Raw genomic sequence first — 14,091 nt, 5'->3', positions numbered from 1 at the left:
CTGGCAACGAAATTCCAAGAGCCTTCTCACCCCCCAGAATGACAGCCTGTGCACTTTTTGGTATGCGTTGCGCCGTCGCGCTATAAAACAACGTCGCGTTCAAGAACGTGTCCGAGACGCCGCGTCGTCGCGCCGACGACTGGCCCATACGGCGAGTATGACGCTCCAGAGAGGCGTCCCGTCTGGTGGCATAGCTCGAATTAAACGCCACTCGCGACAACACGCCTACCAGGGATTTTAAGTTGGATGCCTGCTTGGTTGATCCGCGCTGTGATCTGGGCCACGTACCTCGCGTCGCAGACGTGCCCGTCCTCGTGCTATTCTCTTGCGGCACGGGTGCGAGCAACTTCATCCGCGCAGATAGACTCGCTGGGGTGATCCTCGCCATCGGCGACGGGCGGGCTGCGGGTCCCTCCCTGGCCCCTCCCCCTTACGGCACAAGCGCGCCCCGAAATATTGCTAGCCGCAGATTTTCAAATCTGGGTTGACACGGTTGACAGGTTGACATGCTGCGTTCGTCAGGTTGACGGGGTTCTCAGCGAAAAGAGGCGGCTGCAGCGAGCGTGCGCTCGGGGTATACGCGCCGGCGCCCGGGCAGACGCAATCGCCTACGTTCTGCGCTGACCACCGGGCCACTCCCTAGTCGGCCCCGAGAGCCCGTCACCCTCAACCATGCCTGCCTGAGGTGGATCGGAGTGCCATTTGAACCCCGGGACGGAATGGAACGCTCGGCCGGCCCATATGTGCCTCTGCACTGGTCCCGGGATACCGGGCGCCTGGCACGCCAGACCAGAGGCGTGTCATTGGCCGACGTCTCTCCGGCTCACATCATCCGCTCCCACTGCAAAAGCCGACCTGGCGGGGCACAACCGTATGCATGCTCTGAGCCAAGAGCTGACGTAGCGTTTGCAGTAAGTACGAACCTACACGTCGTCGCATGGCGAACTGCGGAGATCAGCGCGAGTACTGAATAGCCGGTCAGTACAAGGTCGCCGGACCAAGAGGAAAAGGGCGCTCAGGTGGAGCGCCCCGTCTTGGCAGGCCGGATAAGGGGAGTCGACTAAGCGACCCTCGGGAGAGGCAGATCGGTCACCCCCGGCACCACCGCCTTGATGCGAATGTTGCGGAATTGCACCTTCGATCCGTCGTGATGGTTTTGCAGGGCGATGTGGCCCCGAAGAGAGCGCGGGTTAGGGTCGGTGAATTCGTTCACGAGTACGCCGTTCAGCGTGACCTTGATGCGGGCGCCGACGGCTTCGATCAGGAACGTGTTCCACTGCCACGGTCCCTTCGCAACATCGCTGCGGGTCGGCGCATTGCGGTTGTAAATCGCACCGGTGCTTCGCAGAGGATCATTCTCCATATTTTTTTCGGAGTTGTATCCGCGCGGATCGATCTGGATTTCGTAGCTCTGGTCGATCGCAGGCATCCAATCGCCCGGATTCGAGCTGTTCAGGTTGGGCACGCGGATGAAAACACCGGAGTTGTCGGTGCGGTTCGCGTATTGCCATTCGAATTCAAGCACGAAATCGGAGAAGCTTTCGCGCGTGTACCAAAGCAATCCAGGTCCACCGACGGATTCAAGAATGTCGTAGACCTGCATGAAGCCTCCGCTTCCCGACATCTGCCAGTCGGCCAAGCTCCCGGCGTACAGCGCCTTGAAGCGCGGCAAAGGCGCCGGCTTCAGTGCTGCGACGACAGCGGCGGTGGTCTGACGCGCGAGCGTCAGGCCGGTCAAGGACGGATTCGCCGAACCGACGGTGGGGAACAAGGCAGGCCCGGCAACGTAGGCGTTCGCGATGTGATGGAATCGCCCACTCGGGTCCGTAATTGACGTGGCTGGATCATCGCCCATCCACAGCGTTCCCGCTTCGTGATGCGTGTTGCCCAGTTGGTCCTTCGTGGTCGCAAACGGATCGGGTGGCGGCGCACTTTGCCAGCCGCCATTGTACAGATACTGGACGTCGCCTGCGCCCTTGGCGAGGCCTCCGGCCAACTTGACCGCTGCGGCCGCGAGCTTGCCCCATGCCGCGTAGTCGTTTGAGGTAGGCGTGAAATTGACCCACGCGCGCGCACTCATGCCGTCGTTTTGAAGTGGATCGGCAGCATTGGTTAGGTTCACGAAGCTCGTCGCGCCGCCGGGTCCGGCCCTCTTGTCGCCGTCCATCTCTCCGAGGCCGCGAAAGACGATCGCCACCCAATCCGGGTCCTCGTTCGAAAGCAGGTTCCGCAACAAGTCGATGTCGGGCACCATCGTCCACATTGTCGCTTCCGGGTTCTGTCCTTTCTCGGCTGATGCGAGCACCTGAATATGATAACGGCGTTTGCTTCCATCCGGATTCGTGATCTCGCCACGCGCGATCGCGCCGCCCTGCTCAAGAGTCGTGAGCGCACCGAGGCCAAGTGCGCTGCGTTTGACGCGCACTGTGAGATTTGTGCGCAGATGCGCCATGAAGTTGGCGCCCATGCTATAGGCGCCGCGCGTCACCGGGAACGACTCGATGGCCAGCCGTGTCGACTCGATCGTGCCGGCCGCCAGGATGACCTGGCAATCAGGACTGAGGTTCGTCGGCACGGACAGCGATCGAAACTGACCATTGTAGGTGAGATCGATGCCGGTGACCCTGCCCCCGCCGGTCTGTAGCCGTATCACGTGGCACCGTGGAACGAGGAAGAAGCGTCGCCGCGAGTTGTCGTTCAAGGTCCAACGCTTGGCGATGTCGTCCCGAATGCTCTCCAGCAGCATGGGGCCGCTGCTGAATTTGTCGAACGAAAACAGCCCGGCCCCGGGCGAGCTCGCCTGCACGGCGATCGGAGCTTCGTCGATGAGGTCCAACGTCACATCAGGCATGATCGGATTGGAGCTTGTCGCGACGGCTTGTAGCTGTGCATTGATAGCGGCGTTGAGCGGACCCGACAGATAGTCCGCCTTGTCCTGAACGCCGATCTCGGCCTCGACGTCAGGGTAATTCGCCGTAAGGAAATCGCGCGCGTCTTTGGGCCATGCAGCCAGATCAGCTGGCATGAGCCGCGGCGCCCAGCCTCCCCAGAATAGCGAGCGGCCCCCGGGGCAATAGGCCAGTCCAGTGAACGGCTCGTTGCTGTGCCAGGGAATGCCCCAGACACCGTTGCGCGTACGTGGATCTTGATCGTTGCGCGTGACCAGCGCGCTATCCGGCGCATTCAGGCCGAGATGCGGCATGTTCTGCACGTGCGTCGGGGCAAAATAGCCTCCCGCGTCGAGAAGGAGGACCCGCAGGTTCTGGTCGGCACCGGCGCGATAAATCTTGTTGGCGACATATGCGCCGAACATCCCCGCGCCAATGACCACCACATCGAACGGTCTGCCGCCATTGTTCACCGCTTCGTCGTATGTGCTGCACACGTATCTGCCGAGCATATCTCGGGCGAACTCTGTGTCTTGGATATCGACCTGAATGGAAGGGTCCTGTCGCAGAAGGTTCAGCATCGGATGGCTCCTTTCGAGGTGTTACCGCCACAGCGCGCGAGACCTTCGGTCCGACCGCGTCTTTTCAATCGGTAGGCGCCAGAGGACGCTCCTCGGGGGCGAACGGAGGGTCGCTGCAATAAACCTGCCCGCGTGACCGCGATCGAAAAGATAAGAGAAAGCTGCCGTGGGTTGTATGAGCTGGTTCACACGCCCGCGCGACTTTCAGCTTGGCGGATCGCGCGGGGATCAGTGTCTTGCAAAAGCGCCACTAAGGTCGGTCGAGTTGACCTATCCAGGCGATCAGTGGTTTACGGCGGCGCGATTTCGCGGCGGGACTGCTTGGTTAGCCGCGGCGGATTTCAGGAGAAGGGTGAACGTGGCGCCGCCACCGGGCGTTTCCTCGACTTCAACCGACCCCCCATGCGCCTCGGCAACCTGAGCGACGATGGCAAGTCCCAAGCCCGCCCCTGCTCCCTGAGCGCCACGCCCGCGCCAGAACCGCTCGAAGATGCGCTGCCTGTCCTGTTCAGGAATTCCAGGCCCGTGGTCCGAGATGCTGACGGCGCCTTCCGGCAGCACCGTCACCGTGACTTCGGTCTGCGGCGGCGAATAGGTTACGGCATTCTCGATCAGGTTACGCAACGCGTCTTCCACCGCATCGGCCTGCCCCGAGACCCAGACCGGCTGGTCCGGACCGTCGAGCCCGATCATACGCTTCCGCCCGATCGCCCAGGGAGCCAACCCACGGACGGCCTTTGCTGCGAGCGCATTCAGTTCAACGGCGTCCTGCGACGGCGGCACGCTGTCCAGCCGTGCGACTCGGAGCAATTGCTCCACGAGCCGGTTCATCCGCGCCGCATCGCCGCGTAGAAGCTGCACGGAGGGACTGTAGGCAAGCTGGTCGAGCTGTGCCGTCAAGATCGCAAGTGGTGTCCGCAGTTGGTGAGCGGCATTGGCAGTAAACTCGCGCTGAACGATCAGCCCACGCTCGAGCCGATCAAGCACCTGATTGAATCCCGCCACCAGCGACAACAGCTCGCTCGGCAACCCGTCGCCGGAAAGACGGACACCCGTAGTGCCCGGTCCGATCGCGGCGGCACGGACCGAAACCGCCCGCAAGGGGTCGAGCCCGCGACGGATACTCCAGATACCAACGGCAAGAAGCGCCAGCGCGAACAGAAGAATGGCCCAGCTGATGTCGCGGGCAAAATCCTTCAGCACGGTATGCGCCAGCGTGTCGGCTTCGATCGAGCGGGCAACCATGATGGAAACGGGACCTGCGGCACTCTCAGCATGCAGGTTCAGCGCACAATATTCCTGACCGGCCGCTCCGAAACCCCGAATGCGCGAGTAGCGTGGCTCCGCAGTGGCGGACGGCCAAGCGTTGGTGGCGGGAGCGAGGTCGGGCCGCGAGGTCGCGAGAATGCCATCCCCATCGGCGCGGACCACGAACAAATCTGTTGCGCCCGGCCTGTTGAAAACCTGCGCGAGCCCCTGCGACAGCCGAACCGCCACCGTTCCATCAGGCGTCCGCTCGATCAGCCGCGTCAGCTCCTCTGCCCGCCGGAGCAACTCTTCGCGCCGCAGGGCATCCGCCGTCTGATCGCTTTCGTGAAGCAGCGCGACGACGCCAACGGCGGCCGCGATCAAAAGCACCGCCGTTAAGCGAACTGCAAGCTGAGCCTGGAGAGATCGCGGCCATCGCATCACGATGGCTCCTCGATCAGGAGATAGCCAATGCCGCGCACCGTGTGGATCGCGCAAGTCGCGCCGTACTCGGCGAGCTTGCGACGGAGATGATGGACATGAACCGGAATCGCGTTCGAGCCTAATTCGTCGTCCATGCCGTAGAGCCTTTCTTCCAGAACCGCCTTCGGCACTACCCTGCCAAGCCGGCGCATCAGGTGTTCGAGCACCGATAATTCCTGGCGCGCAAGCGCGAGCGTGTCGCCGTGGATCCGAACGTCGCGTCCGATCGTATCGAACAGGAGGTTGCCGGCCTCGAGCGTCGTTCCGAGCGCGTGACCGGGCCGGCGCAGCAGCGCTTTAATTCGGGCAACCAGCTCGGTCGTGGCAAACGGCTTGACGAGATAGTCATCGGCGCCGGCGTCAAGCCCGCGCACCCGGTCTTCGACCGCATCGCGAGCGGTCAGGACAAGAATCGGCATGTTCTTGCCACCTCGCCTGGCCGAAGCAAGGACGTCGAGGCCGTCTCCGTCAGGAAGGCAAAGATCGAGGATCACGACATCGTAAGCTCCAAGGGCAAGAGCTTCGTTGGCATCTCCGGCGCTCATGAGCGCATCGACCGCGAACCCTGCATCGACGAGCGTCGAGCGCAGCAAATCCACGAGACGCACCTCGTCTTCAACCAGGAGAACTCGCATGATCTCAGTCCGGCCGCCTTGATCCGACGGTAGGGTGCGGGACGAAGTTTATAGCAACATTAAGCCCGGAAGCGAGCCTGCATAATTCTGTCTTAAAGATCGCGCGCCAGGGTGCCGCTCGCTGTAATCAGAAGGAAGCGCTCATGCGGTTCATTTCACGGCGGGATGCCCTGCTGCTCATCCCCGGAGTGACGGGCCTGGCGTGGTCGGGCACGGTCGAACGTTCGCAGGCCACGCCGGCCGAGGTCGCCATCGAGATCGGCCGCTTTACCGGCGGCAGGGCGGCGGACTCTGGCAGGATCGCGATTGACCTGCCCGAGATCGCCGAAAACGGCAATTCGATCACCCTTGCCTTCGACATCGACCATCCGATGACGCCGGATAGTCACGTCACGGAGGTGCTCGTGGTTGCCGACAGCAATCCGTCGCCGCGTGTGGCGAGCTTCCGGTTCACTCCCATGAGCGGGCGCGCCGCGGCAGCCACGCGGATCCGGCTCGCCGGCACGCAGGTCGTGAGCGTCCTGGCCAAGACCAGCGAAGGCAAGCTGTTCGTTGCGCAGCGGCAGGTCAAGGTCACCGTCGGCGGATGCGGCGGTTGATCGAACGGAAACAGGATTTGAGGAGATCGTCATGGCGGAAAAGCCGCGCATAAAACTGCCGAAGCAGGCGGGCAAGGGCGAGGTCGTCGAAATCAAGACGCTAATGGCTCATGTGATGGAATCGGGCCAGCGCAAGGATGCAAGCGGCAAGATCGTGCCACGGAAAATCATCAATCGCTTCACATGCTCCTTCAACGGCAAACCGGTGTTGGAATGCGACTTGGAGCCAGCCATTGCCGCAAACCCCTACCTTCAATTTTCGGTCAAGGTCGAGGAAAGCGGCGTCTTCGCGTTCACTTGGACGGATGACGACGGCGCGGTGATCGCAGCTGAGGAAAAGATCATCGTAGCTTGACCGCAAACGAAAGCTTGCATGTTGACCTCCCTCCGCTCTCTCACCGACACATCGCCTCGAAAGCGGCGTTTCATCGCCGGCAGCGCACTTGTGGTCCTGGCTGCATCGATCGGCGCCATGGTCAGCCTGCAGACCGGGGCGCAAGACGTCCGGTTGGCGCCGCTCGCAATGGACGGCCCCGCGTCCCGTGTCCCCTGGCAGCGATATGCGGGATGGCCGACTCGCGATACGTCGGGATTCAATTCGCTGACCAGGATGATGTCCCCGCCCGCTCCCGGCACGCCCCGCAAGCTCGACACGGAACTCACGGGCGATCCTGCCGCCGGTCAGAAGCTGGCGGCGGATCGCTCGCGCGGCGGATCATGCCTCGCCTGTCACGTGATGGGGCCGGCAGGAGAGGCCGATCTTCCGGGAAACGTCGGTCCCGACCTGTCCGAGATCGGAAACGCAGGACGCGACGACGAATGGCTTTTCAACTACGTCAACGATGCGCGGGTCTACAACCCCGACACGGTGATGCCGCCCTGGGGGACACACGGCATCTTCAGCGAAGCGGAGATCGGCGATATCGTTGCCTTCCTGAAGACGCTGAAGTGGCCCGCGAAATTCAAGACCGCTTTCGACGATCCGATCAAGCGGCCTGCTCCGATCGAACAGCGGGACAATCTCGATGCTCTGATCAATCCAGCGATGTGGCTGATCGAGGAGCGTGCAACGGCGCTCTGGAAGACGGCCGGAGCGGCAGGCACGAGTTGCGCCTCCTGCCATTCGGAACCGGCCCAATCGTTCCGGACCTGGGCCGCTGCGATGCCGAGATGGGAGGCCCGGCTGAACAAGGTGCTCGGGGTGGAGGAATTCGTCACGCGCCACACCAAAGCGACGACGGGCCAGAACTGGCTGATGCAGAGCGAGGAAAATACCGCGCTGTCGACGTATTTGCGCTATCTCGCCAATGGTGTACCGATTGCGGTCGATACCGCCGGCGCCGAAGCAAAGGCCGCCTATCAGCGCGGCGAAGCCTTGAGCATGCGCAAGATCGGCGCGTTGAATTTCTCGTGCGCCGACTGTCACGGCGCCGACAAGTCCGCTTCGAAGTGGATTCGCGGTCAATGGCTCGGCGAGTTGCGCGGACAACTCGATCACTTCCCGACCTGGCGAACCAGCCAGCAGTCGGTCTGGGACATCCGCAAGCGCTTTCAGTGGTGCCAGGTCGCAATCTGGGCCGATGACCTTCCACCAGACGCCCGCGAATATGGCGATCTCGAGCTGTATCTGGCGAGCCAGAACGCCGGCCAAAAGCTCAGCGTTCCCGGCATTCGTCACTAACCTGTTTGCTCGCCTGTAGAACTCTGAGCTCATTACGCGGCTGGCCCCCAATGTCCGGTTTACTGCCAACATCGGCCGAGGAGCGGAAGGCCTCCGACGTCGCAGATGGGCCATAAAGCAACATTGAGCCCGTCCCATCCAATCGCTCGGCGTAAGTTTTGAAATAACAATAGGAACTAGGAAACACTGGGAAGTCCGCGCGTTTAGCGAGACCGGGGCAACACACTGGAGGAAAGCATGCGAACAGCAACCCTCGCGATGATCGTCGTTGCCGGAAGCGCGATTGCCTTCCAAGCAGCGGCGCAACAGCAAAAGGCCGCACCTAGTGAGCAAACCAAGGAAGAGATGCACCGTGGTGTAGACAGTGGGCCCAAGACGAGCGAGCCCAACGAGCAGATGCAACGTGATGCAGACAAAGGGGTCAAGACACGCAACTCCGGAGAGTCCGGATTCGTGGCCGATCAAGACAAGCCGGGCGCTTCTGCGCACCCTCCCGGCCGGCCCGGAAGTGAGCAGACCACCGGCTCGGGCAGCCAGACCGGCACTCCAAAATAGAGTCGTTAGCGCTCACACGTGGCGGCGAGCGGCGTCAGGGTCGGCTTGACCGCGGCGCCCAGAGTGGCCGCCCACATTCACGGCTGGCGCCCGGCGCTTAGTCATACTTGCCGCCGGCCAAATGTCCGTTCCGGGTCACAAGTCGCCGACTACGCCAAACCTGGGGAGCTTCGGTACGCCAAGTGGTTGCAGCTAACCTACGGACGATCCGACTTGCCTTGCTAAGCCGACGTTTATGGGTACACGTCGTAGTGGCCAGAGCGACGGCATCCGTAGCGAGGGGCCGCGGACCGATCGGAGACAACCTTCTTGCATATCGCCGGCTGATCCCGATCTATTTGCGGAGCCTGCAGGCATCGCTTGTGCGGCAAAGACGAGCATGATAGCAAGCGCCATCGGGTCAAACACAACCGCCCGACAAGCTTTCGAGCCAAGCGTTGTTTCGCTCCATTATGGAGGTGAAACATGTCTTGCGACAGCACAACTGGCTCAATCGGCACATCCAGCGCAGCCTTCGTCCCTTCTCCAAACCCTCGTTGGTTCTGGAAACTCCCGCTCGCCCTGCTGGAGGGCATCACACGGCGCCGCCAATACAACGAGCTTCTCGAATTGGACGACCGGCTTCTCGCGGACATGGGCTTATCGAGAACAATCGTCGGAGAAGCTCGACGGTCTTACTTCTCAGGTTGGCGCGACAAATCGCATATTGTCGATTCCTGTCGGTGAGCGCCCCACACCTGCGCCGCGAAGGCGGCGTGTCTGCTTCTCTCTGCGGATCAGACGACCGCCACGCTCGCAAAGGTCCGAGGGACCTTTCAACTCTGATTTTTACGCCTCAGAAGTCCAGCTTGTCGCGTATGGCGTCAATTTCGACTTTCGCGCAGGCTTCGTCTGCATCACCGCCCGGAGCGCCGGACACGCCGATCGCGCCGACCAGAGAGCCGCCTGCCTCGACGATCATTCCTCCGGCTATGACGACCGCTCCGGGAAGATTGCGAATGCCCGATTGCATCATACCCGGCTGGCTGATCGCATTCAGCTCGGTCGTGCTGGTCTTGAACGATGCAGCCGTCCACGCCTTGCCTGCTGCCGTTGATGGCGTGTGAGGACCCGCGAAGCGGTCGCGCAACATCACCTGCGTCACGCCGAACCGATCGACGACAGCGACCGCAACCTGGTATCCGCGGGTGCGGCAGCTATCCAACGCAGCGCGCGCCAGATCGAGTGCCAACTCCGGACTGAGTGACTTGTAGGCGACCAAGCTCTCTTCCGCCCGTACTGGGCAGATGGACGCAAACAGCAAGGCCGTCGCGACCGACAGGCATCGAACAGTCATGGCAATCTCCGGCATAGGTGACCAAACGCCTATTTGATCTCACCATATGTCAGATCATCGAACAGGGTCACGCTATCTGCCTTGGTCCACAGGCCGATCATGCCGGCGTCCGGAATGGTGGCGTCTTCCACCTCGAACAATTGCTTTCCATCATAGCTCACCTTGAACCGACTTCCTGCGAAGTCGCAGCGCAGCACGTGCCATTGCCCGGATGACACCGGCGCGCTGACGCCATAGCCGCCCCTGCGACCCACGATCTCAAGCGACATTCGAGCGCCGTTGATCGTCTTGTACAGCACGACATTGTCCTCCAGCGCGTTAGCCCGGACCACGTAGTAGTTATCGGCATCTTTCGCGCGCCAAATGATTCCCGCGGCGCGATCCTCGGAGCCGGCGACGGCCTTGAATTTCACCTCAACGAAGCCGTCGCGGATGGAGGTATCCCGCTTGATGGCAAGGGGAAAGGTCGCCCGTCCGGATTGCTTGAGAACGTTCGGCCTGCTTGGCGCGGTGGACTCGGCCTCGACGGTCCACTTCGGTGATCCCTTGCCGGTCATCGTCAAGGTCCACGCGTCAAGCGAAGTTCCGGCTGCAGCGTCGTCAAAATTCACAGTCTCGGCCACGGCATTTCCTCCGGCTAACAAAATCAGCATGGACCCCAAGGCAAGCCTAGCCCATGCGGAAGATTGAATTGGCGCGCGGCTTATCCCGCTCGATCTGCAGTCCTCAGTCATCGGAGAATACCAGGAGGCCTCCGTGCACCGGGGAAACCACGTAGAGCCGATTCGGTGCAGCGATGGCCGTGGTATGAGCCCCGGCGCCCGTCGGAGTCCGGACGCACTCGCCGGTCTCTGGATGGATTGTATCGATCACGCCGGGCTCGCCGATCGCCACGTGAACGCGACCCGTGGCGGGATTGAAGAACGTAACATCAGGCGGACCAGCAATCGGCCAGACCTTCGTGACCTGCCCCGAGGTGCTGTCGACTTCGACCAGTTCGCCGTTGTCGCAAGCGGCGTAAAGCCTATGGCGGGAATGATCGATGTCCAGTCCGTGTGCGCCGCCGGACGGCAGCGGCCAGTGGAGAACGTTAGCGAGATCCGGCAGCCGGGCTGCCAGTATCATCGAGGGGTCGCGAATGCAGACGAAGATCCTCTCGCCGCCGGCGTCGGTAACGCACCAGCGTGGCCGGCCCGGCAGGTCGATCGCGCGCTGGGTGATTTCCTTGAGGTCGATGACCTGCAGTGTCGGGCCTTGTTGCGCGTCGCCGATACAGGCGACAACGCCAATTCCCCTCCGCTTCAGGATGGCTGCTCCATTCGGCCGCGGGCCGGACGGGAAGACGCCTTTGATTTCGTAGGTTGCGGCGTCCAGCCAGGTGATCGTCGCCGCGCCCCGATTGGTCGTGAGGACTTGCCCGTCGTCGGCAACCGCACCGGCAACCCCGGGAAAGCCAGGCAGCGTCGCAATGTGTGCCCGACGATCGTGATCGATCACCTCCAGGCAGTCGCACGCCGTGTGCGCAATGAAGACGCGGCGCGTCTTCGGGTCGAAGGCGGCGTGATCGAAATCGCTGTTCAGGCCATTCGGGATTGCGATGACGCCCAGGCTCTTCAGTGGCATGACTACCTCCCGCTGTCGCGATATGCCGGCTGCAAAATGCCGTCGAGCGGCCCGCCTAGACCGGTCGGCACCAGTTCGATCCGCTCGCCGCTCACAGTAACGCGGTAGCAGCCATCATCCGTCTCTCCGAGATCGAGGCATAATTCGTCCTTCTCGACACGCCACTTGCCGATCTTCTTCACGCCCATCGAATAGCTTCGGAGCGTGCCGTCCTGCTCATAGACGAGACGGTAGTGGACCTCGTCCGTGAGCTGCTTCCCCGTGAAGTCCGCGCGAATCTGCGCACCAGTGAGGGCGCGCATACTTTTGGCTGCGGCAAAGCCGGCATGGAAGGCGATGAGGCCCCCGACGCCAGCAGCGTGTGCCGCAATGAAACGACCCGCTCGCAAACATCTCGACACCATGGCCCTACTTCTTGCATGACTTGCGACACATCTGATACTCGGTCTTGCAGACCGGTCCGGCGTAGTTCTTCATGCACGCTTGTTGCTGTTCTGCGCATACCTTGCAGGATGTTTGAGCCTGCGCCGTCGCGTTCGCAGCCAAGAGACAGGTCAGAACGCATAAACCAAGAGCCGCTTTTCGCATTCGATTTTCCTTTCGTGAGTAACGCCCTGCCCGGCGCGTGGGACCTTCTCCAAGGCAGCCCGCCTGCCGGGCTGTGCCTGCAGTCGTCTCATCGATTCGGTTGGTGAGCCATGACCATGGCGTCCAACGTCTTCTCAGCCCCGCCGGCGCGCATCCTGATATTCGCACCCGACATCCAGACCTCGTTGCAGACCGGCGACGTGATGCTCGGTTGCGTCATGCAGAGCCTGTCGTCGCGAATTTTCCAGCTTCCGGTCCAGGACTCTCCGGATTCCGAACCGATGACCGAGCCGTCCGGTCGCAGATAAAGCGACCAGTGCGCTCCATCCGTGATGTCTTTCCCCACCATCCGCGAACGGATCTGCTTGCCATCCAGTATCCGAAACTGATCTCCTGCGCGTGCTTCGAGCGTAATGGCCAGCACCGCCGCACAACCAATCAGGCGCAAAGCGTGTCGTGAAGCGCGCCTCATTCCTGCATTCCCTCATAGGCCCGCTGCACGACGCTCCAATTGACGGCCGCCATGAAGACGTCCACGTAGCTGCCGGCCTTGGCGCCATAGTCGATGTGATAGGAGTGCTCGTACATATCGAGCGCCAGAATCGGCGTTCCGCCCGCGAGGGTGTGACAGTGATCCGATGCCCATTGGTTGACGAGCTTGCGGTCGCGCGGCGACCACGTCAGCAAGACCCATCCGGAGCCACCGCCGAGCGCCTTGCCCATGGCAATGAATTCGGCCCGCCACCGCTCGTACGAACCGAAGTCGCGTGCCAAGGCCTCTTTCAGACCTGCGCCCGGATCGCTCTCGTCCCCAAGACCGTCGAAGAACACTTCGTGGAGGATCATCGAGTTGGCGGCGATGAGCTGCTCGCGCTTCAAGCCGTTGATCTGAAAGCCAGGCGTGTTGACGAAGTCGAGCTCGGCCAGTTTTTCTTCGATCAGATTAAGCCGTTTGACTGCCCCTCCATAGTTGTTCTCGTAGTGACTGATAATCATCCGCTCCGACATGCCGCGGATGCGACTCGGGTCGCACGATAGCGGCCTCATGACGTAGGTCATGGTAGTCCTCCAATAAGATCACAGAAGAGTTTCAAGTTGAGCCGTTCGCGTTGCCTGGCTGCTCGGCGGAGGCCGTAGGCACGGAGATCCCGTCGCCGACGGTGAGGTCCTGGCGCGCGGGAGCCGAATAGAAAGCCTTGGAGAGGGGATCGGCAAACGGCAGACATGCAGCGTCCTTCGAAACGGGACGCGATTCTTGGGCATGTCGCCTCACGGGGAGATCGCTTCCCCGTGAGGCAAATATTACGCGCAGGTCGAATTTGTCAATGCTGTCGGAGCTTTGTTTCTAAGAACTAAACGGCGCGCATCCGACAAAGCTTCTCCTCGTCACCTGCTGGTGCTCCCTGTAGTGCTCAATGACGCTCGGCATTGTCAGGCCGGGGGCGCCAATCACGCCCCACCGTTTGATGATCCTGATCCGATTTATCCGCTCGACCCGCGCGATCGCCATCGGAGCCGCCTTGCGCCTTCCAATCACGTTCGATCTTAACGTCTTCAGCGTTCTTCCTGTCTTGTTCTCGGGCCTGCTCAGCTTGCTCAGGAGTCCGATCCGGCTGCACCGGAACGGTCGCCTGCGCCTGACGTCCAGGAGCCGTCTCGTCGGCGCGTGAGGGATTGAGCGTACAAGACAGTAATACTGCCGCTGTGATCACCAAGAGACGCATGCTTTCCTCCTCCGTTCGTTGAAGGGTAACGACGGATACAAGCTTGGGTTCGGAACGATCGGAGCCGTTTCAGTGCTGCAGTGCGAAATTTGCGCGCGAATTTGGCCGGCTCACGTTCGTCGAACATCTTCGCGCGCAGCTCCCGCACCC

The 14,091-nt window shown here is 61.8% G+C and carries 15 protein-coding genes; 5 read left to right on the top strand and 10 right to left on the bottom strand.

Annotated features, from left to right (window positions below; genetic code table 11):
* Window positions 1-1,060: 1,060 nt before the first annotated feature.
* The 3 genes from ABIC03_RS25145 to ABIC03_RS25135 form a co-directional block, all read right to left on the bottom strand.
* A complete protein-coding gene (locus tag ABIC03_RS25145; RefSeq protein ID WP_354061928.1) occupies window positions 1,061-3,469 on the bottom strand; it encodes a 3-keto-alpha-glucoside-1,2-lyase-like domain-containing protein in 2,409 nt (802 codons plus the stop codon).
* A 282-nt stretch (window positions 3,470-3,751) separates the two neighbouring features.
* On the bottom strand, window positions 3,752-5,101 hold the full coding sequence (locus ABIC03_RS25140; RefSeq protein ID WP_354061926.1) for a HAMP domain-containing sensor histidine kinase: 1,350 nt from the start codon (window positions 5,099-5,101) through the stop codon (window positions 3,752-3,754).
* A 56-nt stretch (window positions 5,102-5,157) separates the two neighbouring features.
* Complete coding sequence (locus ABIC03_RS25135; protein WP_354061924.1) at window positions 5,158-5,835, bottom strand: response regulator; 678 nt, start codon at window positions 5,833-5,835, stop codon at window positions 5,158-5,160.
* 143 nt (window positions 5,836-5,978) lie between these two features.
* Between ABIC03_RS25135 and ABIC03_RS25130 the strand changes: the two genes are divergently transcribed.
* The 5 genes from ABIC03_RS25130 to ABIC03_RS25110 all read left to right on the top strand — a co-directional run bounded on the left by ABIC03_RS25130 (window position 5,979) and on the right by ABIC03_RS25110 (window position 9,396).
* Window positions 5,979-6,434 carry a thiosulfate oxidation carrier protein SoxY gene (locus tag ABIC03_RS25130; protein WP_354061922.1) on the top strand — a complete coding sequence of 152 codons (456 nt, stop codon included), beginning with the start codon at window positions 5,979-5,981 and terminating at the stop codon, window positions 6,432-6,434.
* 31 nt (window positions 6,435-6,465) lie between these two features.
* A complete protein-coding gene (gene soxZ, locus ABIC03_RS25125) occupies window positions 6,466-6,789 on the top strand; it encodes a thiosulfate oxidation carrier complex protein SoxZ (protein ID WP_354061920.1) in 324 nt (107 codons plus the stop codon).
* 18 nt (window positions 6,790-6,807) lie between these two features.
* The gene (gene soxA / locus ABIC03_RS25120; RefSeq protein WP_354061918.1) at window positions 6,808-8,115 is read left to right on the top strand and encodes a sulfur oxidation c-type cytochrome SoxA; all 1,308 of its coding nucleotides are present in this window, start codon (window positions 6,808-6,810) and stop codon (window positions 8,113-8,115) included.
* A gap of 237 nt (window positions 8,116-8,352) precedes the next feature.
* Window positions 8,353-8,670 carry a hypothetical protein gene (locus ABIC03_RS25115; RefSeq protein ID WP_354061916.1) on the top strand — a complete coding sequence of 106 codons (318 nt, stop codon included), beginning with the start codon at window positions 8,353-8,355 and terminating at the stop codon, window positions 8,668-8,670.
* A gap of 465 nt (window positions 8,671-9,135) precedes the next feature.
* Window positions 9,136-9,396, top strand: coding sequence for a YjiS-like domain-containing protein (locus ABIC03_RS25110; RefSeq protein ID WP_354061914.1), 261 nt, complete (start codon window positions 9,136-9,138; stop codon window positions 9,394-9,396).
* Between the two features lie 109 nt (window positions 9,397-9,505).
* On the opposite strand, the gene ABIC03_RS25105 is transcribed toward ABIC03_RS25110, so the two are convergent.
* The 7 genes from ABIC03_RS25105 to ABIC03_RS25075 all read right to left on the bottom strand — a co-directional run bounded on the left by ABIC03_RS25105 (window position 9,506) and on the right by ABIC03_RS25075 (window position 13,941).
* Window positions 9,506-10,006: a GlcG/HbpS family heme-binding protein gene (locus ABIC03_RS25105; protein WP_354062030.1), complete on the bottom strand. Its 501-nt coding sequence runs from the start codon at window positions 10,004-10,006 to the stop codon at window positions 9,506-9,508.
* 29 nt (window positions 10,007-10,035) lie between these two features.
* The gene (locus tag ABIC03_RS25100; RefSeq protein ID WP_354061912.1) at window positions 10,036-10,629 is read right to left on the bottom strand and encodes a 3-keto-alpha-glucoside-1,2-lyase-like domain-containing protein; all 594 of its coding nucleotides are present in this window, start codon (window positions 10,627-10,629) and stop codon (window positions 10,036-10,038) included.
* Between the two features lie 103 nt (window positions 10,630-10,732).
* A complete protein-coding gene (locus ABIC03_RS25095) occupies window positions 10,733-11,629 on the bottom strand; it encodes a YncE family protein (protein WP_354061910.1) in 897 nt (298 codons plus the stop codon).
* Between the two features lie 2 nt (window positions 11,630-11,631).
* The gene (locus tag ABIC03_RS25090) at window positions 11,632-11,931 is read right to left on the bottom strand and encodes a hypothetical protein (RefSeq protein ID WP_354061908.1); all 300 of its coding nucleotides are present in this window, start codon (window positions 11,929-11,931) and stop codon (window positions 11,632-11,634) included.
* Between the two features lie 374 nt (window positions 11,932-12,305).
* Entirely contained in the window at window positions 12,306-12,689 is a 384-nt protein-coding gene (locus ABIC03_RS25085) for a hypothetical protein (protein WP_354061906.1), read from the bottom strand.
* Window positions 12,686-13,276, bottom strand: a complete 591-nt coding sequence (locus tag ABIC03_RS25080; RefSeq protein WP_354061904.1) for a superoxide dismutase — start codon at window positions 13,274-13,276, stop codon at window positions 12,686-12,688. The genes ABIC03_RS25085 and ABIC03_RS25080 overlap by 4 nt, the downstream gene beginning before the upstream one ends.
* Before the next feature lie 353 nt (window positions 13,277-13,629).
* On the bottom strand, window positions 13,630-13,941 hold the full coding sequence (locus ABIC03_RS25075) for a hypothetical protein (RefSeq protein ID WP_354061902.1): 312 nt from the start codon (window positions 13,939-13,941) through the stop codon (window positions 13,630-13,632).
* Window positions 13,942-14,091: the final 150 nt, after the last annotated feature.

The organism is Bradyrhizobium sp. RT6a (genome assembly GCF_040547675.1).
Lineage (GTDB): Bacteria > Pseudomonadota > Alphaproteobacteria > Rhizobiales > Xanthobacteraceae > Bradyrhizobium.
This window is presented reverse-complemented; position numbering and strand designations above follow the sequence as displayed.

Bases quoted from the DNA above. Each gene is read 5' to 3' on its own strand.
- ABIC03_RS25145 (WP_354061928.1), bottom strand. From the start codon at position 3,469: ATGCTGAACCTTCTGCGACAGGACCCTTCCATTCAGGTCGATATCCAA.
- ABIC03_RS25135 (WP_354061924.1), bottom strand. From the start codon at position 5,835: ATGCGAGTTCTCCTGGTTGAAGACGAGGTGCGTCTCGTGGATTTGCTG.
- ABIC03_RS25130 (WP_354061922.1), top strand. From the start codon at position 5,979: ATGCGGTTCATTTCACGGCGGGATGCCCTGCTGCTCATCCCCGGAGTG.
- soxZ (WP_354061920.1), top strand. From the start codon at position 6,466: ATGGCGGAAAAGCCGCGCATAAAACTGCCGAAGCAGGCGGGCAAGGGC.
- soxA (WP_354061918.1), top strand. From the start codon at position 6,808: ATGTTGACCTCCCTCCGCTCTCTCACCGACACATCGCCTCGAAAGCGG.
- ABIC03_RS25115 (WP_354061916.1), top strand. From the start codon at position 8,353: ATGCGAACAGCAACCCTCGCGATGATCGTCGTTGCCGGAAGCGCGATT.
- ABIC03_RS25110 (WP_354061914.1), top strand. From the start codon at position 9,136: ATGTCTTGCGACAGCACAACTGGCTCAATCGGCACATCCAGCGCAGCC.
- ABIC03_RS25105 (WP_354062030.1), bottom strand. From the start codon at position 10,006: ATGACTGTTCGATGCCTGTCGGTCGCGACGGCCTTGCTGTTTGCGTCC.
- ABIC03_RS25095 (WP_354061910.1), bottom strand. From the start codon at position 11,629: ATGCCACTGAAGAGCCTGGGCGTCATCGCAATCCCGAATGGCCTGAAC.
- ABIC03_RS25090 (WP_354061908.1), bottom strand. From the start codon at position 11,931: ATGCGCGCCCTCACTGGTGCGCAGATTCGCGCGGACTTCACGGGGAAG.
- ABIC03_RS25085 (WP_354061906.1), bottom strand. From the start codon at position 12,689: ATGAGGCGCGCTTCACGACACGCTTTGCGCCTGATTGGTTGTGCGGCG.
- ABIC03_RS25080 (WP_354061904.1), bottom strand. From the start codon at position 13,276: ATGACCTACGTCATGAGGCCGCTATCGTGCGACCCGAGTCGCATCCGC.
- ABIC03_RS25075 (WP_354061902.1), bottom strand. From the start codon at position 13,941: ATGCGTCTCTTGGTGATCACAGCGGCAGTATTACTGTCTTGTACGCTC.